Origin of the sequence: Actinomyces sp. zg328 (genome assembly GCF_009829635.1) — a bacterium.
GTDB classification, from domain to species: Bacteria; Actinomycetota; Actinomycetes; order Actinomycetales; family Actinomycetaceae; genus Actinomyces; species Actinomyces marmotae.
The window spans coordinates 1-21,757 of record NZ_VWPE01000028.1 but is presented as its reverse complement, the minus strand read 5'-3'; the positions used below and the strand labels follow the sequence as shown (position 1 = coordinate 21,757).

The following is a 21,757-nucleotide window of genomic DNA, read 5'->3' as shown; positions in this document are numbered from 1 at the left end:
CTGTGGGCCGCGGGCATCCCGACCGGCGGGGTGACGGCGGCGCGGCGGCCCGCCGCCCGGGCGGCGCTGCGACGGCCCGAGCCCGGGCGCGGGGGCGCACCCGCGATCGAATCGACGTAGAGCAGGCCCGCCACCTTGACCCCCCGCACCGCCAGGGCCATGGCCTCGGCGACCGTGTCCATGACGACGACGTCGGCGCCGAGACCCCCGAGGACCGCGGCCTCGGCGGGGCCGGGACGCACCGGCCCGGGGACGAGCGCGGCGACGGCGCTGCCGCTGACGCCGTCGACACCGGCGACGACCCCCGTGAGGGGCTCGTCCCAGGTGGCTTCGACGGGGCCGGTGGCGGGGAAGAGCGGGGTTCCGGAGAGGTTGAGGTGGTCGCCCATGGTGAGGAGGTCCCCGAGCTGCGGGGATCCCAGTGAGGAGGCGCGGCCCACGAGGAGGGCGGCGCGAACACCGGCGCCCGCGGCGATGCGGGCGAAGGCCGTGGTGCGGCGGGCGGCGCGGCCCTCGAACAAGCAGGTGCGGCCGCGGGCGACGAGCACGCCGAGACCCCCGCGGTCGTAGGACATCAGGGAGTCCTCCTGGCCCGAGGAGCCGGGCGCGGACACACCGGGGAGGAAGGAGAGGCGGACGCGGGAGGCCGGGCGCCCCCAGGCGTCGTCGAGGTCGGTCAGGAGCGCGGGCTCGGCGATGACGAGCAGGTCGTGGCGGGCGCGGCCCGTGGCGAGAACGATGGAAGCGCCCGCGGGGTCCTCATCCCATGTTCCGGCGGCGGGGGACGTTGCCACGGGGTCTCCCTCCAGTTGTCTCCGAGTGCTCCGGGGGCAGCCTACCCGTTGATGCTGTCAGGGCCCTATGAGGCCCATCGCTGCCGCACCGCCGGGCGGGCCACCGCTCAAAGCCGGCGGCGCCCGCAGGCGGGGTCAGGCATGGAAGATGTCCTCAACAGCCAGCCCGAAGTAGCGGGCGATGGCGATGGCCAGCGGCAGGGAGGGATCGTATTTCCCCTTCTCGATCGAGTTGACCGATTGGCGGGACACACCGAGGGCCTGGCCCAACTGCGCCTGGGTCAGGCCCTTAGCCTCCCGCAACTCGCGGACGTCGTTGTTCATCCGGCCACCACTCCCGCAGCGCTCCTCGAAGTCGAATGATGTCAGGCTTCCTTGACATGTTTAGTGTCCGTGCTGGGCGGCGCGGCGTCAAGCGCGCGGGTCGGCGCGAGGCAGCCAGACCCGCGGGGAGCCCTGGGGGGACAATGCCCCCATGACACCGGCCGACCGCACGAGCCCGGGCGCTCCCGGGCAGGCCGCCCTGGAGGCGCTCCTGGCCTCGCCACCCGCCCTCCCCGTCGTCGCCGGGTTGTCGCAGCTGAGCTCCATGCTGGCCCGCCCCGCTCCCGACGGCGGGGCGCCGGCCGTCGTCGTCACGGCCCCTCCCGGAACGGGCAAGACCACGCTCGTGCCACCGCTCGTGGCGCGGGCGCTCTCCGAGGCCGGGGAGGACGGGGAGGCCGCGGCCGTCGGGCGCGTCGTCGTCACCCAGCCGCGCCGCGTGGCCGCCAGGGCCGCCGCGCGGCGCCTGGCCGGCCTGCTGGGTGAGGAGCCCGGGGGAACCGTCGGCTACGCGGTGCGCGGCGAGCGCCGCGCCGGGCCGGGCACCCGCATCGAGGTCGTCACGGCGGGCCTCCTCCTGCGCCGCCTCCAGGCCGAGCCGGACCTGCCGGGCGTGGGCGCCGTCATCCTCGACGAGGTCCATGAGCGGGCGCTCGATGCCGATCTCCTCCTCGCGCTGCTGCTCGACACGCGCGCGGGGCTGCGTGAGGACCTCACTCTCATCGCGATGTCGGCGACCCTGGACGCGGGTCGTCTGCGCGAGCTGCTCGGTGGGGCGACTGGGGGCGCGAGCGGCGGGACCGGCGGCGGAGCGGGGGCGGCCGGAGCGCTCGCCCCGCTGCTCGACGTGCCCGGCGCGCCCCACCCCATCGCCGAGCACTGGGCGCCCCCGCCGACGACCACGGCGCGGCTGGGCCCGCGCGGGGTGCCGAGGGACTTCCTCGCGCATGTCGCCGCCACCACGGCGCGGGCGCTGACGGAGCACGACGGCGATGCGCTCGTCTTCCTCCCCGGCGCGCGAGAGGTCGACGACGTCGTCAGCCGCTTGCGCCAGAGCCTGCCGGCGGCCGGGGCCAGCGTGGGAGGAGTGGATGCGCTGCCGCTGCACGGGCGGCTTCCCGCGGCGGCGCAGGACACGGCGCTGGCGCCCGGCCCGCCGGGGCGGCGCCGGGTGATCGTGTCAACGAATGTCGCCGAATCCTCGCTGACCGTGCCGGGGGTGCGGATCGTCGTCGACTCGACACTCGCGCGCGAGCCGCGGCTCGACGTTGCCCGCTCGATGAGTTGGCTGGCCACGGTGGGCGAGTCGCGGTCAGCGGGGGCTCAGCGGGCGGGCCGCGCCGGCCGCGAGGGGCCGGGCGCGGTCTACCGGTGCTGCACGGCGTCGGACTGGGCGCGCGCGGCAGCCTCCCCCACCCCGGAGATCCTGTCCGCCGACCTCACCAGGCTCGCCCTGGAACTGGCGGCCTGGGGCGCCCCCGGCGGGGTGGGACTGCACTCGCCGGCCTGGATTGATCCACCGCCGGAGGCGGCGATGCGGGCCGCCGAGGAGGCGCTGGTCTCACTCGGGCTGCTTGAGCCCGCCGGGTGGGGCGGCGGCGCGGGAGGTGACCGCAGTGGCGCCGACGGGGGCCGGGCTCCGGGCGCGATCACCCCGCTGGGCCGGGCTGTCGCGGCGATCCCGGCGCCGGTGCGGGAGGCTCGGGCTCTTCTCGTGGCGGCGGGCATGATCGGGGCGCGGCCAGCCGCTCGCGCCGCGGCGCTCCTCACCTCCGACCTGCGGGCGCCGGGGGCGGATCTGACGGCGCTGGCGAGGTCGGTCCGCGAGCGCCGGACGGGCGCGCGGGATGCCGGGCAGTGGGGCCAGGAGGCCGCGCGCCTTGAGCGATCGGTCACGGGCGCGCTCGCCGATGCGGGGGCCACGAGGGGCTCGGGCGCGGCGGCGGGCGCCCAGGAGGCGCTGCGCGCCCCGGCCCCCCTCAGGGCCCTGAGCGCTCCGGGGACCGACGGCGCCCAGGTTCTCGGCGGGCTCGCCGGCCTGGGCGGCCTGGGCGGCGCCGAGGAATCGGTGGCGCTGGTAGCGGCGCTGGCCCACCCCGAGTGGATCGCGCGCCGCCGCGACTCGGTGGGCTCAGCGGGCTCCGCGGGCACGGGCGGTCGGGCCGCACCCGGTGGCTCCTCGCGTCCCGACGGCCCCGCCCCCGGGCGGGCGCGGGCGGAGGTCGCCTACGCGAGCGTGGGCGGCACGGGCCTGCGCCTGCCGGCGGACTCCCCGCTCGCCTCCTCGCCCTGGCTGGCGGTGGCAGATGTCGACCGCTCCCCGGGCCGCGGCGATGCCCTCATCCGCGCGGCAGCCCCTCTTGACGAGGAGGTGGCCCTCGCCGTCGCCGCGGATCGGCTCAGCGAGGAGGCCCGGACCGTGTGGGCCGAGGGCCGCCTGCGCACCGAGCACGCCCGCCGCCTCGGCGCGATCATCCTGGCCGCCACTCCCGGTCCGCCGCCGAGCCCGGGCGAGGCCGCGAGCGCCGTCGTCCAGGCGGTACGAGGGGAGGGACTGGGGATCCTGCCCTGGGGCGAGGAGGCGCGCGAGCTGCGCGGCCGCCTGGCGCTGCTGCGCGCCGAGATCGGTGAGCCCTGGCCGGCTATGGACGACGAATCGCTGGTGGGCGCTGCCGAGATGTGGCTGGGGCCGGCCGTCCAGGCGCTCATGGCGGGCGGCAGGCGCTTCGACCTGGGGAGGCTGGACACACTGGCCGCGCTGCGGGCGCTCCTTCCGTGGCCTGAGGCGGCGCGTCTCGATGAGCTCGCCCCGGAGCGCTTGGAGGTGCCGTCCGGCTCGCGCGTCCGCCTGTCCTACACGGGCGACGACGGCGAGCCACTGCCCCGCCCAGTGCTGGCGGTGCGGGTCCAGGAGTGCTTCGGCTGGGCGAGCACGCCGCTCGTGGCGGGCGGTCGGGTCCCGGTGCTCATCCACCTGCTCTCCCCGGCGCGCCGGACCGTCGCGGTGACGGACGACCTCGCCTCCTTCTGGGCCCAGGGGTATCCGCAGGTGCGCGCCGAACTGCGCGGGCGCTACCCGAAGCACGCCTGGCCGGAGGACCCATGGTCCGCCCCGGCGACACGAGGGACGGGGCGGCGCCGCCCCCGGGTCTGAGGAACGGCGCGCCCCTGCTGGCGGCTCCGCCGCGCCCTGCGGCCCGAGGGGCGCGGCAGCGGGACGCGGGGAGTGCCCGCCTCACCCCGGCCTGCTGCGCGTCGGTGCCCGAGCGTGCCAGGCTGGTCCCATGAGCGCGAGCGTGTTCCGCAAGGTTGACGAGGGCCCGGTCTCCACGGCGGTGGAGGCGCAGGGCCTGAAATGGCTCGCCGAGGCGATGCCCGACGGCGGCGCGCACGTCGTCCCGGTGACGCAGGGCGAGGGGTGGATCGAGGAGCCGCGGCTCAGCCACGGGGGCACCACGGCCGAGGCCGCGGAGGCCTTCGGCCGCGCCTTGGCGGTCACCCACGCGGCGGGCGCCCCGTTCTTCGGGGCATCTCCCCCGGGATGGGACGGCGTCGGCCAGATGGGGCGCTCGCGCATCCGAGTGCACCCCCATGATTCCTGTGATCCAGCGGTCATGAGCCGACCGTGGGGAGCCTTCTACGCCGAGGACCGCATTGGCGCCTACATCGCCGACTGCCGGGACTCAGGGGCCCTGAGCGACAAGGGCGCGCGGGTGCTGGAGAGGGTCTGTGCGCGGCTGGCCGACGGCGTCTTCGACTCCCCGCAGCCGGCGCTCGTCGAGGCGGCGGCGCGGGGGCGGGCGCGCGCGGTGTCCCGCACGCATGGGGACCTGTGGTGCGGCAACGTGCTGTGGGTGCCGGTCGGGGAGGCCGACTGGGCGCCGCCGGGCGCGGGAGGCGGGCCGCGGCTGACCGGGGCCGCGGCGCGGGCGGCAGTAGTGGGCTCGGGTTCGGGCGGAGGCCTGCCGGGCGACGTCGGCGTCCTCATCGACCCGATGGCGCAGGGCGCGCACGCGGAGACGGATCTGGCAGCGCTGGGGATGTTCGGGCAGTCGCATCTCACGCGGATCATCGGGGCCTACAACGAGGTCTCACCGCTGGCCGACGGGTGGCGCGAGCGGGTGGGACTGCACCGCCTGCACATGCTCATGATCCACGTGTTCCTATTCGGCGGCGGCTACGGGATGGAGGCGGTCAACCAGGCGCGCCAGTACGTGTGAGCCGCTGGCGCTGCCCTCCACGGCTGTCGGCCGGGCCCGCGATGCCGACGAGCCACGAGTGAGGGCCCCGATCACGCGGATCGGGGCCCTCACTCACTGGCGGTAGCGCTGGGATTCGAACCCAGGGTGGCTATGAACCACACAGACTTTCGAGATCTGCACCTTCGGCCGCTCGGACACGCTACCTCAGGCGTCGAGGGTACACGCCCGCGAGCGTTCAGCCCAATCGGCCGCCCCTGCGACCTCCCTCCCCCCCCTCGCCGAGACCGGTCGAAATCATGACCGAGACCGGTCCGCGGACCGGTCTCGGTCATGATTTCGACCGGTCTCGGTAGGCGGCGGGCGGCCTCAGGAGGCCGGGATCTCGCGCAGCACCACGGCGGGGACACCACCGACGACGACGCCCGCGGGCACATCCCGCGTGACGACGGCGCCCGCGGCGATGACCGCCCCGTCTCCCACGGTCACGCCCTTGGTGATGACGGCCTTGGCCCCGACCCAGACATCGTCTCCGAGCCGGATGGGGGCGGGGTAGGTGGTGGCGCGGTCGGCGACGACGAGGCCGTGATCGAGGGTCGCCATGACGACGTCGTGCCCGATGAAGCAGCGATCGCCGATCCAAATGCCGCCCTGATCCTGGAAGCGGCACCCGGAGTTGATAAACACGTCGTCGCCGAAGTGGGTGTTGACGCCGAAGTCAGTGGTGAAGGGCGGGAAGAGCCGCAGCGTCTCGGGCACCGGGCGGTGGGCGATCCGGGACAGCAGATCGCGGATCCCGTCGGGATCGTGGAAGGCGGAGTTGAGCTCGGCCGTGAGGCGCTGCGTCTCGACGGCGAAGGCGCCCTGGAAGGAGCCCTCGGGAGTGCCAGGGCGCACGGGCCTGCCGGCGTTGACGTGGTCCAGGAAGGCCTGGAGGGTCATCTCCTCGCTCATCGCGCTCTCCTTAGCCGCCGAACAACCGCCCCGCTGTTGTCCACCGGGGCGCGCACGCTGATGCTACACGCCCGCCTGTGGAGAACCGCCCGGTTTCGATGCTGTTTTCGACCGGTCTCGACGAGGGGGCGGGGAGGATCAGCGGCGGGGGGCAAAGAAGTCCTGGAGGAGAGCCGCGGAGGCCTCGGCGCGCAGCCCGGCGACGACCTCCACCCGGTGGTTCGCCCGGGGATCGCGCAGCACATCGCGGATCGAGCCGCAAGCCCCGGTGCGCGGCTCCCAGGCGGCCAGCACCACGCGGGCGAGCCTCGCCAACTGGATCGCGCCGGCGCACATGGTGCAGGGCTCCAAGGTCACCACCAGCGAGCAGCCGTCCAGGTGGGAATCGCCCAGGGCCCTCCCGGCGGCCCTCAGGGCCCGCATCTCGGCGTGGGCGGTCGGGTCGCACTCGGCCTGGCGGGCGTTGGCCGCCTCAGCGAGGACCTCGCCGCCGGCATCCAGGACGACGGCGCCCACGGGCACCTCCCCGGCCCGCGCCGCCCACTCCGCCAGGGCCAGCGCGCGGTCCATCGCGGCGCCATAGCGCTCCTCCAGGAGCGCGGGGCGCCGGTCGCCCGAAGCGGCCCCGGCGAGGGCGCGGGGCGCGGGCGAGGATCGATCGGTCACGCCCCAAGCGTCCCACACGCCGCCGGGCCCGCCGGCGCGAGATCGCCGCCGCGAGCGCCCGCGCCGCCCGCGCCCCCCATCACCGCCACTTCGGATCACCATCGTTCCGATCTATCATTCCCAGGAACCTCCCAGCCTCAAGGGGGTGAACATTCAGCGAGCACCCCGGCCCTTGGGCCAGGCGGAAGGAGACTACGGGTGAGCACTCAGGCAGAGGATGACGCTCGCGGCTCCCAGGCTCGCGAGCCCGAGCCGGCCACCGACAAGCGCCTCAACACCACTGTGTTCGCGGTCTCCGGCGGCGTCATCGGCGCCCTCGCCCTCGCGGCGATCCTCGTCCCGCGCACCATCCAGGGCATCTTCGGAACCGCCGTCGCCTGGGCGTCACGCTGGTTCGGCTCGTTCTACATCCTGGAGATGACGGCGGTCCTCGTGTTCGTCGTCGTCCTGGCGCTGTCGCGCTACGGCACCACGCGGCTGGGGCCCTCCAACTCCACCCCAGAGTTCTCAACGTTCTCCTGGGCGGCGATGCTCTTCGCGGCGGGCGTGGGCACGGGGATCATGTTCTTCGCCGTCGCCGAGCCCGTCTCCCAGTACCTCTCACCGCCCGCGGGGGCTCCCCAGACCGAGGAGGCCGCCCGCAACGCGATCGTCCTGACCCTCCTCCACTACGGGGTATCGGGCTGGGGACTGTACTCCCTGGTGGGGATGGCGCTGGCCTACTTCGCCTACCGGCGCCGCCAGCCGCTGGCGGTTCGCTCCACGCTGCGCCCGATCCTGGGCCACCGCACGGATGGGATCCTCGGCGACGTCATGGACGCGGCCGCGCTCATCGGCGGCGCGATCGGAATCGCGGCCTCCCTCGGCGTGGGGATCGTCCAGTTGAATGTCGCGCTGACGATCCTGTTCGGCATCCCGCAGGGCACAGCGGCCCAGATCGGGCTCGTGGCGCTGTCAGTCCTCATGGCGACGGCATCGGCGGTCTCGGGGGTGGACCGCGGAGTGCGCATGCTATCGAGCGTCAACGTTCTGCTGGCGATCGCCCTGGCGCTGTGGGTGCTCGTCACGGGGGACACGGCGTTCCTGCTCGACGCGCTGGTGGGCTCGATCGGCGACTACATCACCTCGTTCCCGGGCCTGACCCTGGAGACCTACGCCTGGAACCGCCCGACCCAGTGGCTCAACGGCTGGACGCTGTTCTTCTGGGCGTGGTGGATCACGTGGGCGGCCTTCGTGGGGATGTTCCTGGCGCGCATCTCCCGCGGCCGCACGATCCGCCAGTTCGTGCTCGGCTCGCTGGCCCTGCCGCTGACCTACGTCATCATGTGGGTGTCGATCTTCGGCAATCACGCCCTGTCCATCGTCAGGGGCGGGGACCGGGTTTTCGCCGAACTGACGGCCTCCACCCCGGAACAGGGCTTCTACGCGCTGCTCAAGTCCCTTCCAGGGGGCCCCGCCCTGGTGGCGCTCTCGCTGTTCATCGGGATCCTGTTCTACGTGACCTCGGCGGACTCGGGCGCCCTGGTGATGGCGAACCTGTCCACGCGCACGCGCACCGGGGATGAGGGCGATGCCCAGCCGTGGCTGCGGATCTTCTGGGCGATACTCGTGGGCGTACTGACGATCGCCATGCTGCTGGCGGGCGGCATCCCGATCCTCCAGCAGGCGACCATCGTGATGGCGCTGCCCTTCAGCGCCGTCCTGCTGCTGATCATGTACGGGCTGTGGAAGGCACTGCGCACGGAGGCGAGCCACCACGACGCCCGCTCGCACGTCTTCCGGAACCGGGCGCTGGGCCTGACGGGCACGGCCGCGGGCCTCAAGCGCGTCTCGTGGAGGGATCGGCTGTCGCACACCTTCGAGTCGGTCTCCCCCGCCCAGGCCCAGCGCGCCCTGGACACCAGGATCGTGCCGGCCCTGGAGGCGGTGGCCGCTGAGCTGCGCAAAGAGGAGCTGGGGGCCGAGGTGTACGTGGAGGGACCGGAGGCGCAAGACCCCGACGACGAGCGCAACTTCCTGGGCCGCGCCACCCTCCTGGTCACAGCCGGCCCCGAGGCCGGCGACGGCGAGAATGCCGCCGAGCTGGCCGTGGCCCCGACGGCCGAGGGCGCGGCGGAGGGCGGAGCGGTGGCGCCCACGGTCGAGCGCTCCAGCGGGCTCGACTCCTTCCGCTACGTGGTGCGGATGGTGCAGGCCCCGGTGGCGGCCTTCGGCGTCGTCGTCCATGAGGCGGACGACCTCACGGTGCGCCTGGAGGTGCGACCGCGCGGCGGTGGTCAGGGCTACGACGTCATGGATTGGACCGCGGACCAGGTGGCCCACGACGTGCTGGACCACTACGAGAGCTGGCTGGACTATCTGGGCAACGCCTGAACCGTGGCCCGGCGCGCCCACGCCGGCGCCCCGAGCGCCGTAGGCTGATCCCATGCATCTCATCGACGTCGACCACCCCCTCATCGATCACAAGTTGGCGGTCCTGCGGGACCGGACGACGAACTCGGCGGTGTTCCGCCAACTCGTGGACGAGCTCGTCACCCTGCTGGCCTATGAGGCGACGCGCCATGTGCGCACCGAACCGGTGGAGATCGCCACGCCGGTGGCGGTGGCGCAGTGCCATCGGATCGCGGCGCCGCGGCCGATCGTCGTGCCGATCCTTCGGGCGGGCCTGGGAATGCTGGAGGGCATGACACGCCTCCTGCCCACGGCCGAAGTGGGGTTCCTCGGGATGAAGCGCGATGAGCGGACCCTGGAGGTGGACACCTACGCCAACCGCCTGCCTGATGACCTCTCGGGGCGCCAGTGCTTCATCGTCGACCCGATGCTCGCCACCGGCCACACGCTCACGGACGCCACGAACTACCTGCTGGACCGGGGCGCGCGGGATGTGACGGCCCTGTGCCTGCTGGCGGCGCCGGAGGGCCTGACCTACCTGGAGGAGGCCATCGGGGACCGCGCGAACGTCACGGTGGTGACGGCCGCGGTGGACGACCACCTCAACGAACTGGGCTACATCGTGCCGGGCCTGGGTGACGCCGGGGACCGCCTCTACGGCATCGTCGACTGAGGCGCCGCGAAGAGTCGCGCTGCGAGGCGGGGCTCGTCGAAGCGGTGATGGCCAGCGCCGGCGCACGGCGCCCCGCCGATCAGCACGGCCCCGCGGCCCCACGGCCCGGCGGCTCCGCGGTCAGAAAGCCCCCGCCGCCTCCGCGGCGAACCGACTGGTCCGACCGCGCTCTCGCGCGGCCGGACCAGTCAATAGGGCCAGAGCCAGGCATTCACGGCCCGGTGAGGCCGAGGGCCTGGGAAGGCGATCAGAAGGCCGGGAGGACGGAGCCGTCAGCCCAGGTGCTCTCGATGTAGGACTTGAAATCCGCGGAGTTCATGATCTCGGCGAGCTTCTTGAGGGACTCGTTGTCCTTGTCCTCCGAGCGCACCACGAGTTGGTTCGCCGGGGCGGCCTCGACGGACTCGAGCCGCAGGGCGTCGACGGCGGGCTTGAGCCCGGCGTCGAGGGCGTAGTTCCCATTGAGGACCACGGCGGCGGCGTCCTGCATCGTGTTGGCCACCTGGGCGCCGTCGACCGTCGTGAACGTGAAGTTGTGCGGGTTGCTGGTCACGTCGGAGTCCGTGGGCAGCGCAGCGGCGGGGTCGAGGGTGATGAGCTTCGCGGCCTCGAGCAACTTCAGCCCGCGGGCGGTGTTGGCTGGGTCGTTGTTGAGGACGATCTGCCCGCCATCGGGGATCTCCTCCAGCGTGGTGGCCTTCTTGGAGTAGATGCCCATGGGCTCCACGTGGACGTCCGCGATGGCCACGAAGTCGTAGCCGTGCTCCTCGATCTGCTGCTTGAGGTAGTTGGGCGTCTGGAAGAAGTTGGCGGCGATGGAGCCGTCCTTGAGGCTGATGTTCGGCGTCGTGTAGTCGTTGATCTCCTTGATGTCCAGCTTGATACCGGTGCCGGACAGGAGGTTGTCCTTGATGTGGGTGAGCATCGTGACGTGGGGCTGGGGGGTGGCCCCGATGGAGATGACGACGGTGTCGCCGTCCTTCTTGATGCCCTTGGGCTGGCCGTCGGAGTCGGAGCCGCAGGCGGCCAGGGTGGCGGCGACGGCGGTGGCCAGGGCGCCGGTGGCGAAGGCGCGCCGGGATATCGCGGAGGGCAGAAGCGTGGTCATGGGGTTTCCTTTCGATGGTGGAGCCGTGGTGCTGGGGCGGATTCGATCGGGTTGCGGCGATGCGCGCCGCCGTCGATGGGCTCGGTGCCGGCTGGCGGGGCCTCAGCGGTGGTCCACCAGCCGGCTGAGCATGTCGCCGGCGAGCTGGATGATGCCGACGATGAGGACGATGAGGACGACGGTGACGATCATGACATCGGTCTGGTTGCGCTGGAACCCGTACTGCACGGCCAGGTCCCCCAGCCCGCCGCCACCCACGGCGCCCGCCATAGCCGAGTAGCCCAGCAGCGTGATGAGCGTGACCGTGGCCGACTGGATGAGGGTGGGCAGGGCCTCGCGCACGAGCACGCCCCAGGTGATCTGATTGCCGGAGGCGCCCATCATGAGGGCGGCCTCGACCTTCCCGGCCTCCACGTTGTTGACGGCGGTCTCCACCAGGCGCGCGTAGAAGGGGATGGCCCCCACGGTCAGGGGGACGCAGGCCGCCTGCCAGCCGAGCGAGGAGCCGACGATCATGCGGGTCAGCGGCAGGATCGCCACCATGAGGATGATGAAGGGCAGCGAGCGGCCGATGTTGACGACCTGGGAGAGGACCTCGTAGACGAAGCGGTTGGAGTGCTGGCCGCGCTTGCCTGTGGTCACCAGGGCCAGCCCCAGCAGGAGGCCGAGCAGCACCGCGAGCGCCCCGGAGATGAGAGTCATCTCGAAGGTCTCGATGGTGGCGGGCCAGAGCTTGTCCGTGATGGCGGGGTTGTCCAGCCATCTCTTGTCCCGCGCGCCCGCGGGCAGGACGATGAGGGGCTCCAGGTGGGCAGCGGCGTTCAGGGCGATCATGAGCGCACCTCCGCGGTGGCGCCGATGGCGGCCAGGGCGTCGACAACGCCGGGGGCCCTCTCGGCGGGGACGGTCAGGGCGAGGCGGCCGACCTGGGCCTGCCCCAGGGTCTCGAAGACTCCCCCGGCCACATCCGCGCCGTGCTCGGAGGCGATGGCGAGCAGGTGCGCGGCCGCCGGCTGGCCCGGGTGGGCGGTGAGCGCGACGTCGATGACGGCGTCGCCCTCGGCCAGCGAGCCATCCGGGATCGCGGGGACGGGCACGAGCTCGTGGGACAGGCGCGAGTCGACGTCGGAGACGACCTCCTCGATCGGCCCGGACTCCACGATGCGGCCGGCCTCCAGGAGGCTCACGGAGTCGCAGACCTGGCGGACGACGCTCATCTCGTGGGTGATGATGACGACGGTGACGCCGAGGCGATCGCGCACGTCCTTGATGAGGTCGAGGATCGAGCGGGTGGTCTCGGGGTCGAGGGCGCTGGTGGGCTCATCGCACAGGAGCACGGCGGGCTGATCCGCCAGCGCCCGGGCAATGCCGACGCGCTGCTTCTGGCCACCGGAGAGTTGGCTGGGGTAGGAGCCGCCGCGATCGGCGAGGCCCACGAGGTCGAGCATCTGGGCGACCGTCTCGTGGCGCTCCCCCTTGGCAACTCCGGCCAGGGCGAGCGGGTAAGCGATGTTCTGCGCGGTCGTGCGCGAGTCGAGCAGGTTGGCGTGCTGGAAGACCATGCCGATCCTGCGGCGGGCCTCGCGCAGCTCGCGGGGCCGCAGGGCGGTCATGTCCTGGCCGGCGACGCGCACCTCACCGCTCGTGACGGGCTCAAGGGCGGTCAGGCAGCGGATGAGCGTGGACTTGCCAGCCCCAGAGGTCCCCACGATCCCATGGATCGATCCCGCGGGCACATTCAGGGTGAGACCGTCGAGGGCGCGGACCCGCGTGCCGTCACGCAGGGTGTAGATCTTGACAACGTCGCGCAGGGAGATCATCGAGCCGTCCGCCGATCCCGCATCGGCGAGCGCGCCAGTGCCGACGGCGTCGGCCTTGACCGGCTCGGTACCCGGGTTTGGATCGCTCATGAGTCCTCCATCGGTCCTGGCGGAAGCACCCTCACCATCGCAGGGGGTTGCTGCAGCGTCATCGAGCCAGGTCTCTCAACTGCTCTGGATGGTCGGGAGAACGGTATAAAGCCGAGTCACGGGCGCGCAAGCCAGACGCCGATTCCGGGACCAAGGTCACGAAATGACGACGCGGCACGGGAAGGACCACCCGGATCTACGATGCCAGCATGACCACGATCATCCCGGACCTCCTGGGCGAGCCCTGGGTGGCGCGCCACATCCCCGTCACCCCCTCTGAAGCCGCGCCCGGGGCGGATCACGCGATCCTCGTCCACCAGCGCGATGCCGGCGCCGCCCGGCACGCGCGGGCGGTGCTGTACATCCACGGCCGCACCGACTACTTCTTCCAGACGCACCTGTCGGCCGCGCTCGATGCGGCGGGCTACGAGTTCTACGCCCTGGAGATGCGCGGCTGCGGGCGGGCGGGCGCCGATCTGCCCGAGGGCTCCTTCCCGCACGACACCACGGACCTGCTCGTCTACGACGAAGAGATCACCGAGGCGGTGCGGATCCTGCGCGAGGAGAAGGGGCACGACGCCGTCGTCCTCAACGCGCACTCCACGGGCGGGCTGTCCGCGGTGCTGTGGGCGGCGGACCACCCGGGACAGCTCGCGGCCGTCACGCTGAACTCCCCATGGCTGGATCTCAACGCCTCGGGCTTCATGCGCTCCTACGGCACCGCGGCGGTGGACCTCATGTCGCGGTGGATGCCGGGGCGGGTCATCACGAACCCGGCGGCGCCGCAGGCGGATGACGAGGACGCCTTCGAGGCCGACCCCTACGCCCGCTCCCTGCACGTCAAGTGGGGCGGGGAGTGGGACTGGGACCTCGCGCTCAAGCCCTCGCCCGGTTGGCCGGCGCGAGCGGGCTTCCTCACGAGCGTGCGCCGCCTGCAGCGGCGGGTGCGCCATGGCCTGGGGATCGAGGCGCCGGTGCTCCTGTGCTGCTCGACCGCGTCGGCGGCTCCCGGCGCCGGTCGCGAGGCCGTGCTGCGGGCGGACACGGTGCTCGATGTCACGCAGATGGTGGAGCGCGCGCCTTTCCTCGGTGAGGATGTCACCGTGCGGCAGATCCCCGGCGGGGTGCACGACCTGACGCTCTCCCCCGAGCCCGCCCGCGGCGAGTACCTGGCGACCCTCACCGGCTGGCTCAGCGCCCGCCTCCCCCAACCCTCTCACTGATCAATCCGCGCGAGACCGGTCGAAAACAGCGGCGAGACCGGTTCGCCGTCCACAGGCCCGCCTCCGCTCTTGCGGGACGAGGAGGGCCTGTGGACAACCGGCCGGTCTCGATCGTTATATCTACCGGTCTCGCATGAGGGTGGACAGGGCGGGGGTGAGTTCGTCGACGACGCGCTCGATCGTCGCCAGGGTGTCCTCGAAGTCCTCCATCCCGCCGTACCACGGGTCGGGCGCGTCGAGCCGAGACCGGGAGACCAGCCCCTCCGCGATCGCCGCCAGATCCGCCGCCCTCTCAGGGTCGAACTCGCGGAACATGAGGATACGCCGCCCCGCGCCCCGGACCCCCTCCGGCTCGTCAATGACCACGCCCGCCCGCTGCGCGCGGCGAACCAGCTCGCGCTCATGCGAGGCGGTCATCGCCAGGATGAGATCGGAGCCCGCGATCTCGGCATCCGTGATGCGGTGGGCCCGGTGCGAGGCGATGCGCGCCGCCACCGCGCCGTCGCGGCCTTCGCTGTAGCCGCTGCTGAGCAGGAGGCGCCTGGCCCGCGAATCCATCGGGTTGCCGCGCTCCTCGCTGGACACCCCGGAGGAGGCCACCTCCACGCGCCCGGCCAGGCCCGCCGCACCGAGCCGATCGAGGAGGACCATCTCCGCCATCGCGGAGCGGCATATGTTGCCCGTGCACACCATCATGACCCGGTAGGGGCCGCCGGGGTCGCGCGGGGCGGGCAGGACGTAAGGCTCGCCGGGGGCGGAGCCGATGGGATTCGAGATCATGACCCGATCGTGCCAGGCTCGCCCCCATGACTGATCCCCGCGCGCCCCACGGGACCCCCGCGCGCCCCACGTCCCCTCGCACGCCCACCGCGGTCGACGCGGTCGCCGAGCGCCATGTGGAGCGCCTGGCGGCGCTATCCCCCGAGTTCGCCCTCTACTCCGGCCTGCCCGGCCGGGGCGGCGCCCTGGACGACTACTCCCCCGCCGGCTTCTCGGCCCTGGCCGATCTGCGAGCCCAGACCCGGGCCGCGCTCGATGCCGCCACCCCCGTTGACGACGTCGACCGTGTGACGATCGCAGCCATGCGCGAGCGCTTCGGCGTCGAGGACGAGTCGCACGAGGCCGGCGAGGACCTGCGGGCGCTGAACAACATCGCCTCTCCGATCCAGACGATCCGCGACACCTTCGACAACCACCCCATGGCCACCACGGGCGACTGGGAGGACTTCGCCTCCGCCCTACGGGCGGTGCCCGGGGCGCTCGCCGGGCACCGCGAGTCGCTGCGGGTCGCGGCCGCGCGCGGGCTCGCCCCCGCCGCCCGGCAGGTGCGCGCCTGCATCAAGCAGGCCCAGGACCAGGCCGGGGAGGCGTCGTCGTCCTTCACGGCGCTGATCGAGGGGGCGAGCCTCGCCGACGGCGGCGCTCTGCCCGCCGCCCTCACCGCGGACCTGCGGGCGGCCGCGCGCGAGGCCCGCGCCGCCTACGCCGAGGCGGCCCGCTGGCTGGCCGCCGATGTCTTCCCGCTCGCCACCGGCGACGACGCCGTCGACCGTGAGCGCTACGAGAGATTCAGCCGGCAATTCCTGGGCGCGCGCATCGACCTGGACGGGACCTACGAGTGGGGCCGGGAGCGCCTGGCGGCCATCGACTCCGAACAGCGGGCCATCGCGGCCTCGCTCTACGGGCCGGGGACCACCGTGGCCGAGGCCCTGGAGCGGTTGGGCACCGACGCCTCGCGGCAGGTGCGCGGCACGGCGGCGCTGCGGGCGTGGATGCAGGAGATCTCGGACGCGGCGATCTCGGCGCTCGACGGCACCCAGTTCGACATCCCCGCTCCCCTGCGCTCCCTGGAGTGCCGGATCGCGCCGTCGTCCACCGGCGGCATCTACTACACCGCGCCGAGCGACGACTTCTCCCGCCCGGGCCGCATGTGGTGGTCCGTTCCGGCCGGGACGGAGGACTTCGCGACCTGGCAGGAGCGCACCACGGTGTTCCACGAGGGGGTGCCAGGGCATCACCTTCAGATCGGCATGCAAACCCTTCTGCGCGATGAGCTCAATTCCTGGCGGCGCCACGGCTGCTGGGTCAGCGGGCACGGCGAGGGCTGGGCCCTGTACGCCGAGCGGCTCATGGCGGACCTCGGCTTCCAGGAGGATCCGGCCGACCGCATGGGGATGCTGGATTCCCAGCGGCTGCGGGCGGCGCGAGTCGTGCTGGATATCGGCGTGCACCTGCGCAAGGAGCGGCCCGCCGAGCTCGCCGCCCTGCCGGGTGTGGGCGAGGGGCACTGGGACGCGGGCTCAGCATGGGCTTTCCTGCGGGCCAATGCCGCGATGGGCGAGTCTTTCCTGCGCTTCGAGCTGGACCGTTACCTGGGCTGGCCAGGGCAGGCTCCGTCATACGCCGTCGGTCAGCGCCTGTGGGAGGAGGCGCGGGACGCCTCGCTGGCGGCGGCGCGCGCGGCAGGGGCCGATGACTCCCTCAAGGCCTTCCACGCCAGGGCGCTGCGCCTAGGCAGCGTGGGCCTGGACGTCATGCGCGAGGCGCTGGCCGCCTGAGGCCGGTCGAGAGTCCGGGGGTTGACACGCTCAGACGGCCTGGATCATCGACTTTTCGCTGGAATCACGTTGAACTGAACTTCATGGAAAACCTCGTATGTGCATTCTGACGTCGAATGCACATACGAGACTCGGCATTGAGAGCACCACCCGCGCCATTCCAACGATTCATCTGGCGAGCCGCCTCGCGAGCGTGCCGAACGCTCCCATCGCGTGCGCACGGGCGCCTCCAGCCGGGCGGCGGGTCAGGCGCCCGTGGCCTCAGACGCATCGGTCGCTCGCGGGCCGCGCTCGCGGGCAAGGCCCGGGCGCGCCGCGGGTGGGTCCAGGCGCGGCCCGCGCCGACGCGCCCCTCACTCGTCCCAGAAGGAGGCGACGTCGACGGTCCCGCCGGTGGCCTCGAAGTCCGCCCTGGCGGCCTCGCGCACCTCGGCGTCATGGAGCCAGTCGAGGGCCACGGAGGCGAGCCCGTATGCGCCATCGAGGCAGGCGGCATCCCCGGTGGGCGAGCCTGCTGCCTCGGCCATCGCGGGGGTGTGGAGGGCGACGTCACCGCCCGTGGTGATCTTGATGAGCGGGTGAATGCCGGGCACGCGCTGCGAGACGTTGCCGAAGTCCGTGCCCGCGGCGATGGTCTCGGGCAGAACGCCGGCGGGCAGGGGCTCGCGCCCACGCTCGCGCTGGGCGCGCACCCAGGAGGCCAGGAGGGCGGCGTTGTCCCGCACGGGCATCTCATTGGGGTGGGGGTCCGGGGTGATCTCAACGCCGGTACCGGTCATGAGGGCAGCGCCGCGGAAGACGTCCTCCACCCGGGCCACGAGGTCGCGCAGGGTGGTCAGGTCCTTGGACCGGATGAAGGCGTTGAGCTCGGCGCGCTCGGGGATGATGTTGGCGGCGTCACCGCCATGGGTGACGACGGCGTGGATGCGGTCCATGGGCAGGATCTGCTGGCGCAGCAACCCGATCCCGGTCAACGCGAGGGTAGCGGCGTCAAGGGCGTTGCGGCCCATGAAGGGCTGGGAGGAGGCGTGCGCGGGGATACCGTGGTAGGTGACGCGCATGCGCCGCTGCCCGAGCCAGGTCTGGTGGGTGACGTCGGCGGCGTAGGAGTGGGTCTGGATGGCGGCGTCGATGCCGTTGAGCATGCCGGCCTGAGCGAGGGCCTCCTTGGCGGTGGAGCACTCCTCGGCGGGGGTGGTGGTCAGGACGACGGCGCCCGGCAGGCTCCCGGGGCGCTCGGCCTCAAGGGCGGCCAGGGCGAGGAAAGCCCCCACGGAGTTGGCGCACATGACGTTGTGCCCGCAGGCGTGGCCGATGCCCGGCAGCGCGTCGTACTCGGCGAGGATCGCGATGGTGCCGGGGTTGGAGGACGCGGTGCCGCCCACGGCGCCGGCCGCGCCGTCGGCGATGCCGGCGGGCGCGACGGGCCCGATGCTCGCGCGGAGGGCGGTCTCCATGCCGAAAACCCCCAGTTCGGGCTCGATTCCGTGGGCGCGCAGGAGGCCGGCGACGGCGGCCATCGCGTGGTGCTCCTCATGGCCGACCTCGGGATGGGCGTGCAGGTCATGGGACAGGGAGAGGAGCTCGGGGGCGAGGCGCGCGACGATGTCAGCCAGAACGGAGCGCAGCGCGGCGGGGGCGCCTGCGCCGTCGGCGAGGGCCGGGGCGGGGCCAGCCGCGAGGCGCCGCGCCTCAGTCTCGGCGGCCATGAGCTCCTGGATAGCGGCGCAGGGCCGGGTGGGCCGCGAGAGGTCGGGCAGGTCGGGGCGGGCGGTTCGACGGGGGTGAGAGGGGCGGTCAGTGGGGTCGGCGGGTCCTCGATCAGCGCTCATGGCCCCATCATGCGCCGCGCGCCGCCGCTTCTGAAGTGGAGGGCCCTAGTGGCGGCCGCTGCGGCCCTGCGCTCCAGGCGCCGTATCAGCCGCCCCCACGAAACGCGACGGGCACTGGTGTCGCATGGGGGACGACGGTGTCGGGAGGCGGTGCCCGGTCCCGCGGGGCTGGTGTGGGAGTGGCGCTTGAGAACCGCGACCGGTCTCGATCGTGATTTCGACCGGTCTCGCTCAGGAGGCGGGGGAGGCGGGGGAGACGGGGGCGATGGCCGCGTAGGAGGCGGCGGCGCCGGCGGCGAGGACCGCCGTCGAGCCGGCGCGCATGCCCTCGGCCACGGCCGAGGCGAAGCCGTGCCCCGCGGCGAGGGCGGCGGCGAGTACGCCGACGCTCGCGTCCCCGGCGCCCGTCGTGTCCACCACGGGCCCCAGATCAATGGCCGGCACATGCCCGCTGCCCTCGGCGCAGGCCCACACCGCCCCGGCGGCGCCGAGCGTGACGAGCACGTCCTCGATCCCCCGCTCACGCAGGGCGGCCGCCGCCGTGATCGCCTCCTCCGGAGTGCTGGGCGCGGGCGAGCCCAGCACGAGCCCGCACTCGGTCTCATTGACCACGAGCACGTCGACACTGGCCAGGGCGTCCGGCGCGATCGGGTAGACGGGCGCGAGGTTGAGGACCACGCGGGCACCGGCCCGGTGGGCCCATTCGATGATCTCCTCATTGGTCGCCGCCGGGATCTCCCCCTGGAGGACGATGACGTCATCGGCGCCCGCATCGATCGCCTCTGCGGCCTGAGCGCCGGTGACGCGGGCGTTGGCGCCGGCGTCGAGGATGATCGTGTTCTCCCCGGCGGCGCTGACGGTGATGAACGCGATGCCGGTGGTGATCTCCTCATCGGTGCGCAGCGCGCTCACGTCCACGCCGTGGCTGCGCAGATCCTCGCGCAGGGTGATGCCCGCGGCATCCCCGCCGACGCGGCCGACGAGCAGGGCCTCGGCGCCCCCGTGCGCGGCGGCCGCGGCCTGGTTGGCGCCTTTGCCGCCGAGCCGGTAGCTCGTGGACGTCCCCGCCAGGGTCTCCCCCGGCGCGGGGAAGCGCTCGACGGTGACGGTGATGTCCTGGTTGATCGACCCGACGACGATGACGCGCCCCATGGCATGCAGCTCCTTCGCTTGGGCGGACGGACTATCAGGGTACCGCCCATTCCCCTGCCATCCCCACCTTTTCTGATGGTCGATGGCCTAGTATGGGCGATTGTTGATCAGGGGGCGCCGGCATGCTCGCCGCATGTCCGGCGAGCGACCGGCGAGTTCCCCCTGGCAGTCACGCTGACAAAGGAGTCGAATGTGACCACCACGATGATCCTCGACTGCGACCCGGGGCATGATGACGCCATCGCGATCCTCCTCGCCCTGGGAAGCCCCAATGTCGATCTGATCGGCATCACGACGATCGGCGGCAACCACAGCCTGGACAAGGTCACCTATAACGCCCGCGCCGTCTGCGAGCTCGCGGGCCGCCCGGAGGTGCCCATCCACGCCGGCTGCCGGCGCCCCCTCATCCGCCAGCCCATCGACGCCGCCTACATCCACGGCGAGACCGGTCTCGACGGCGTCGACCTGCCCGAGCCGTCCCGGCCGCTCGCCGCCCAGCACGCTGTCGACTGGCTCATCGAGACGATCATGGGCCGTGAGCCCGGGACGATCACGATCGTCCCCACGGGTCCGCTGACGAATATCGCGATGGCGGCCCGCCTGGAGCCGCGCATCGTCGCGCGGGTCAAGGAGATCGTCCTGATGGGCGGCGCCTACGGGGTCGGCAACGCGACGCCGGTGGCCGAGTTCAACATCCTGTGCGACCCCGAGGCCGCCCAGATCGTGTTCAGCGAGTCTTGGCCCGTGACCATGATCGGGCTGGACGTCACCCATCGGGCGCTGTGCACTCCCGAGGTCCAGGCGGCCCTGTGCGGGGCGAACCCGCGCCTGGCCGATGCCGTCGGCGGGCTCATGGACTTCTTCCGCTCCACCTACCGGGACCAGGAGGCCTTCCCGGATCCGCCCACGCACGACCCCTGCGCCGTCGCCCGCGTCATCGACCCGAGCCTCGTCCCCACTAGGCGCTGCCCGATCGACGTCGAACTGCGCGGCGCGCTGACCTACGGGATGACCGTGGCCGACATGCGCGCGCTCGTCGACGACTCCGACCCCGCCTGCACCACCCAGGTGGGGATGGGCCTGGACACCGAGCGCTTCTGGGCGCTCGTGGCCGACGCGCTCGCGCGCCTCGGTTGACGCATCCCCTCCCTGACCCCCACACGTCTCTCGAAGGAACCGATCCATGTACCTGGCCATCAACGTCTTGGGCCTCGCCGTCTTCCTGGCGGCCGGCTGGCTGCTCTCCCATGACCGCAAGAAGATCCCCTGGCAGTCCGTGGCGATCCTGACCGCCCTCAACCTCGTGATCGCCTGGGTCCTCACGAGCTTCACCTGGGGGCGCGCGGCCGTCCAGGGCGCGGCCTCGGGCTTCAACGAGCTCGTCTCCGTGGCCTGGAAGGGCATCAACTTCGCCCTGTCGAACTGGGTGGGGGCCGAGGGCGTGAACCCGGCGCCCGTGAACTTCGTGGTCAGCGCCCTGCTGCCGATCCTGCTGGTGGTGCCCGTCTTCGACATCCTCACCTATATCGGTTTCCTGCCCTGGATCATCAAGTGGATCGGCCGGGGGCTCAGCGCGGTCACCCGCCAGCCCAAGTTCGAGGCCTTCTACTCCATCGAGATGATGTTCCTGGGCAACACGGAGGCCCTGGCGGTCTCCAAGCTGCAGGTGCAGCGGATGAGCCCGGCGCGCAACGTCGCCATCGCCATGATGTCGATGAGCTGCGTGACGGCGTCGATCCTGGCGGCCTACATCCAGATCGTTCCGGCGGAGTTCGTGCTGACGGCGGTGCCCATCAACTGCCTCAACGCGCTCATCGTCACCTCCATGCTCTACCCCGTCCACGTGCCGCCCGAGGAGGACATCATCGTCACCTACGAGGGAGGCGACGACTCCGGGGACGCCGACGGCGCCCAGGGCGGCGCGGGCGCGGGCGCCGCCGCGGCCACCAGCGCGGGCGCCGATCCGGCCGCCG

18 protein-coding genes, 1 tRNA gene and 1 riboswitch are annotated in these 21,757 nt (G+C 72.8%); of the genes, 8 read left to right on the top strand and 11 right to left on the bottom strand.

Features of this window, described 5'->3' with window-relative positions:
- Positions 1 to 794, bottom strand: a 794-nt coding sequence (locus tag GVV75_RS09505; protein ID WP_159814491.1) for a purine-nucleoside phosphorylase, incomplete at its 3' end; no start/stop codon positions are given.
- A gap of 135 nt (positions 795 to 929) precedes the next feature.
- Positions 930 to 1,118, bottom strand: coding sequence for a helix-turn-helix transcriptional regulator (locus GVV75_RS09500; protein ID WP_159522453.1), 189 nt, complete (start codon positions 1,116 to 1,118; stop codon positions 930 to 932).
- Positions 1,119 to 1,269: 151 nt separating this feature from the next.
- On the opposite strand from GVV75_RS09500, the gene GVV75_RS09495 reads away from it, so the two are divergent.
- Together GVV75_RS09495 and GVV75_RS09490 are read left to right on the top strand one after the other, a co-directional pair.
- On the top strand, positions 1,270 to 4,272 hold the full coding sequence (locus GVV75_RS09495) for an ATP-dependent RNA helicase (RefSeq protein WP_159814489.1): 3,003 nt from the start codon (positions 1,270 to 1,272) through the stop codon (positions 4,270 to 4,272).
- Positions 4,273 to 4,402: 130 nt separating this feature from the next.
- A complete protein-coding gene (locus GVV75_RS09490; RefSeq protein ID WP_159814487.1) occupies positions 4,403 to 5,338 on the top strand; it encodes a fructosamine kinase family protein in 936 nt (311 codons plus the stop codon).
- Positions 5,339 to 5,435: 97 nt separating this feature from the next.
- On the opposite strand, the gene GVV75_RS09485 is transcribed toward GVV75_RS09490, so the two are convergent.
- The 3 genes from GVV75_RS09485 to GVV75_RS09475 all read right to left on the bottom strand — a co-directional run bounded on the left by GVV75_RS09485 (position 5,436) and on the right by GVV75_RS09475 (position 6,841).
- Positions 5,436 to 5,524 (bottom strand) — tRNA-Ser (locus GVV75_RS09485).
- A gap of 162 nt (positions 5,525 to 5,686) precedes the next feature.
- Entirely contained in the window at positions 5,687 to 6,271 is a 585-nt protein-coding gene (locus GVV75_RS10505; RefSeq protein WP_159814485.1) for a DapH/DapD/GlmU-related protein, read from the bottom strand.
- 138 nt (positions 6,272 to 6,409) lie between these two features.
- Positions 6,410 to 6,841 carry a nucleoside deaminase gene (locus GVV75_RS09475; protein WP_159814493.1) on the bottom strand — a complete coding sequence of 144 codons (432 nt, stop codon included), beginning with the start codon at positions 6,839 to 6,841 and terminating at the stop codon, positions 6,410 to 6,412.
- A 294-nt stretch (positions 6,842 to 7,135) separates the two neighbouring features.
- On the opposite strand from GVV75_RS09475, the gene betT reads away from it, so the two are divergent.
- Both betT and upp read left to right on the top strand, forming a co-directional pair.
- Positions 7,136 to 9,310, top strand: coding sequence for a choline BCCT transporter BetT (gene betT / locus GVV75_RS09470; protein ID WP_159522446.1), 2,175 nt, complete (start codon positions 7,136 to 7,138; stop codon positions 9,308 to 9,310).
- A 52-nt stretch (positions 9,311 to 9,362) separates the two neighbouring features.
- Positions 9,363 to 10,001, top strand: coding sequence for a uracil phosphoribosyltransferase (gene upp / locus GVV75_RS09465; protein WP_159522444.1), 639 nt, complete (start codon positions 9,363 to 9,365; stop codon positions 9,999 to 10,001).
- 247 nt (positions 10,002 to 10,248) lie between these two features.
- Here upp and GVV75_RS09460 read toward each other — a convergent pair whose 3' ends face one another.
- From GVV75_RS09460 to GVV75_RS09450, 3 genes are all read right to left on the bottom strand, one after another.
- A complete protein-coding gene (locus GVV75_RS09460; protein WP_159624647.1) occupies positions 10,249 to 11,097 on the bottom strand; it encodes a MetQ/NlpA family ABC transporter substrate-binding protein in 849 nt (282 codons plus the stop codon).
- 114 nt (positions 11,098 to 11,211) lie between these two features.
- Positions 11,212 to 11,943, bottom strand: a complete 732-nt coding sequence (locus GVV75_RS09455; protein WP_235905005.1) for a methionine ABC transporter permease — start codon at positions 11,941 to 11,943, stop codon at positions 11,212 to 11,214.
- Entirely contained in the window at positions 11,940 to 13,019 is a 1,080-nt protein-coding gene (locus GVV75_RS09450) for a methionine ABC transporter ATP-binding protein (protein ID WP_159522442.1), read from the bottom strand. The genes GVV75_RS09455 and GVV75_RS09450 overlap by 4 nt, the downstream gene beginning before the upstream one ends.
- Before the next feature lie 4 nt (positions 13,020 to 13,023).
- Positions 13,024 to 13,114, bottom strand: a riboswitch (SAM riboswitch).
- A gap of 114 nt (positions 13,115 to 13,228) precedes the next feature.
- Here GVV75_RS09450 and GVV75_RS09445 point away from each other — a divergent pair.
- Positions 13,229 to 14,242, top strand: coding sequence for an alpha/beta hydrolase (locus tag GVV75_RS09445; protein WP_159814483.1), 1,014 nt, complete (start codon positions 13,229 to 13,231; stop codon positions 14,240 to 14,242).
- 120 nt (positions 14,243 to 14,362) lie between these two features.
- Here the strand turns inward: GVV75_RS09445 and GVV75_RS09440 are convergent, their stop codons facing one another.
- On the bottom strand, positions 14,363 to 15,022 hold the full coding sequence (locus GVV75_RS09440) for a low molecular weight protein-tyrosine-phosphatase (protein WP_159624133.1): 660 nt from the start codon (positions 15,020 to 15,022) through the stop codon (positions 14,363 to 14,365).
- Positions 15,023 to 15,048: 26 nt separating this feature from the next.
- Between GVV75_RS09440 and GVV75_RS09435 the strand changes: the two genes are divergently transcribed.
- Positions 15,049 to 16,800 (top strand): DUF885 domain-containing protein, encoded by a 1,752-nt coding sequence (locus GVV75_RS09435; protein ID WP_159814481.1) that lies wholly within the window; start codon positions 15,049 to 15,051, stop codon positions 16,798 to 16,800.
- Between the two features lie 353 nt (positions 16,801 to 17,153).
- On the opposite strand, the gene GVV75_RS09430 is transcribed toward GVV75_RS09435, so the two are convergent.
- Together GVV75_RS09430 and GVV75_RS09425 are read right to left on the bottom strand one after the other, a co-directional pair.
- Entirely contained in the window at positions 17,154 to 18,509 is a 1,356-nt protein-coding gene (locus tag GVV75_RS09430; RefSeq protein WP_236266125.1) for an amidohydrolase, read from the bottom strand.
- Between the two features lie 354 nt (positions 18,510 to 18,863).
- A complete protein-coding gene (locus tag GVV75_RS09425; protein ID WP_159814477.1) occupies positions 18,864 to 19,784 on the bottom strand; it encodes a ribokinase in 921 nt (306 codons plus the stop codon).
- Between the two features lie 192 nt (positions 19,785 to 19,976).
- On the opposite strand from GVV75_RS09425, the gene uriH reads away from it, so the two are divergent.
- Both uriH and GVV75_RS09415 read left to right on the top strand, forming a co-directional pair.
- Positions 19,977 to 20,921, top strand: coding sequence for a uridine-preferring nucleoside hydrolase UriH (gene uriH, locus GVV75_RS09420; RefSeq protein WP_159814475.1), 945 nt, complete (start codon positions 19,977 to 19,979; stop codon positions 20,919 to 20,921).
- Between the two features lie 46 nt (positions 20,922 to 20,967).
- The coding region (locus GVV75_RS09415) for a Na+ dependent nucleoside transporter N-terminal domain-containing protein (protein WP_328703550.1) at positions 20,968 to 21,757 on the top strand (790 nt) is incomplete at its 3' end.

Bases quoted from the DNA above. Each gene is read 5' to 3' on its own strand.
- GVV75_RS09500 (WP_159522453.1), bottom strand. From the start codon at position 1,118: ATGAACAACGACGTCCGCGAGTTGCGGGAGGCTAAGGGCCTGACCCAG.
- GVV75_RS09440 (WP_159624133.1), bottom strand. From the start codon at position 15,022: ATGATCTCGAATCCCATCGGCTCCGCCCCCGGCGAGCCTTACGTCCTG.
- GVV75_RS09450 (WP_159522442.1), bottom strand. From the start codon at position 13,019: ATGAGCGATCCAAACCCGGGTACCGAGCCGGTCAAGGCCGACGCCGTC.
- GVV75_RS09490 (WP_159814487.1), top strand. From the start codon at position 4,403: ATGAGCGCGAGCGTGTTCCGCAAGGTTGACGAGGGCCCGGTCTCCACG.
- GVV75_RS09495 (WP_159814489.1), top strand. From the start codon at position 1,270: ATGACACCGGCCGACCGCACGAGCCCGGGCGCTCCCGGGCAGGCCGCC.
- GVV75_RS10505 (WP_159814485.1), bottom strand. From the start codon at position 6,271: ATGAGCGAGGAGATGACCCTCCAGGCCTTCCTGGACCACGTCAACGCC.
- GVV75_RS09430 (WP_236266125.1), bottom strand. From the start codon at position 18,509: ATGGCCGCCGAGACTGAGGCGCGGCGCCTCGCGGCTGGCCCCGCCCCG.
- GVV75_RS09425 (WP_159814477.1), bottom strand. From the start codon at position 19,784: ATGGGGCGCGTCATCGTCGTCGGGTCGATCAACCAGGACATCACCGTC.
- GVV75_RS09435 (WP_159814481.1), top strand. From the start codon at position 15,049: ATGACTGATCCCCGCGCGCCCCACGGGACCCCCGCGCGCCCCACGTCC.
- upp (WP_159522444.1), top strand. From the start codon at position 9,363: ATGCATCTCATCGACGTCGACCACCCCCTCATCGATCACAAGTTGGCG.
- GVV75_RS09475 (WP_159814493.1), bottom strand. From the start codon at position 6,841: ATGGACCGCGCGCTGGCCCTGGCGGAGTGGGCGGCGCGGGCCGGGGAG.
- GVV75_RS09455 (WP_235905005.1), bottom strand. From the start codon at position 11,943: ATGATCGCCCTGAACGCCGCTGCCCACCTGGAGCCCCTCATCGTCCTG.
- GVV75_RS09445 (WP_159814483.1), top strand. From the start codon at position 13,229: ATGACCACGATCATCCCGGACCTCCTGGGCGAGCCCTGGGTGGCGCGC.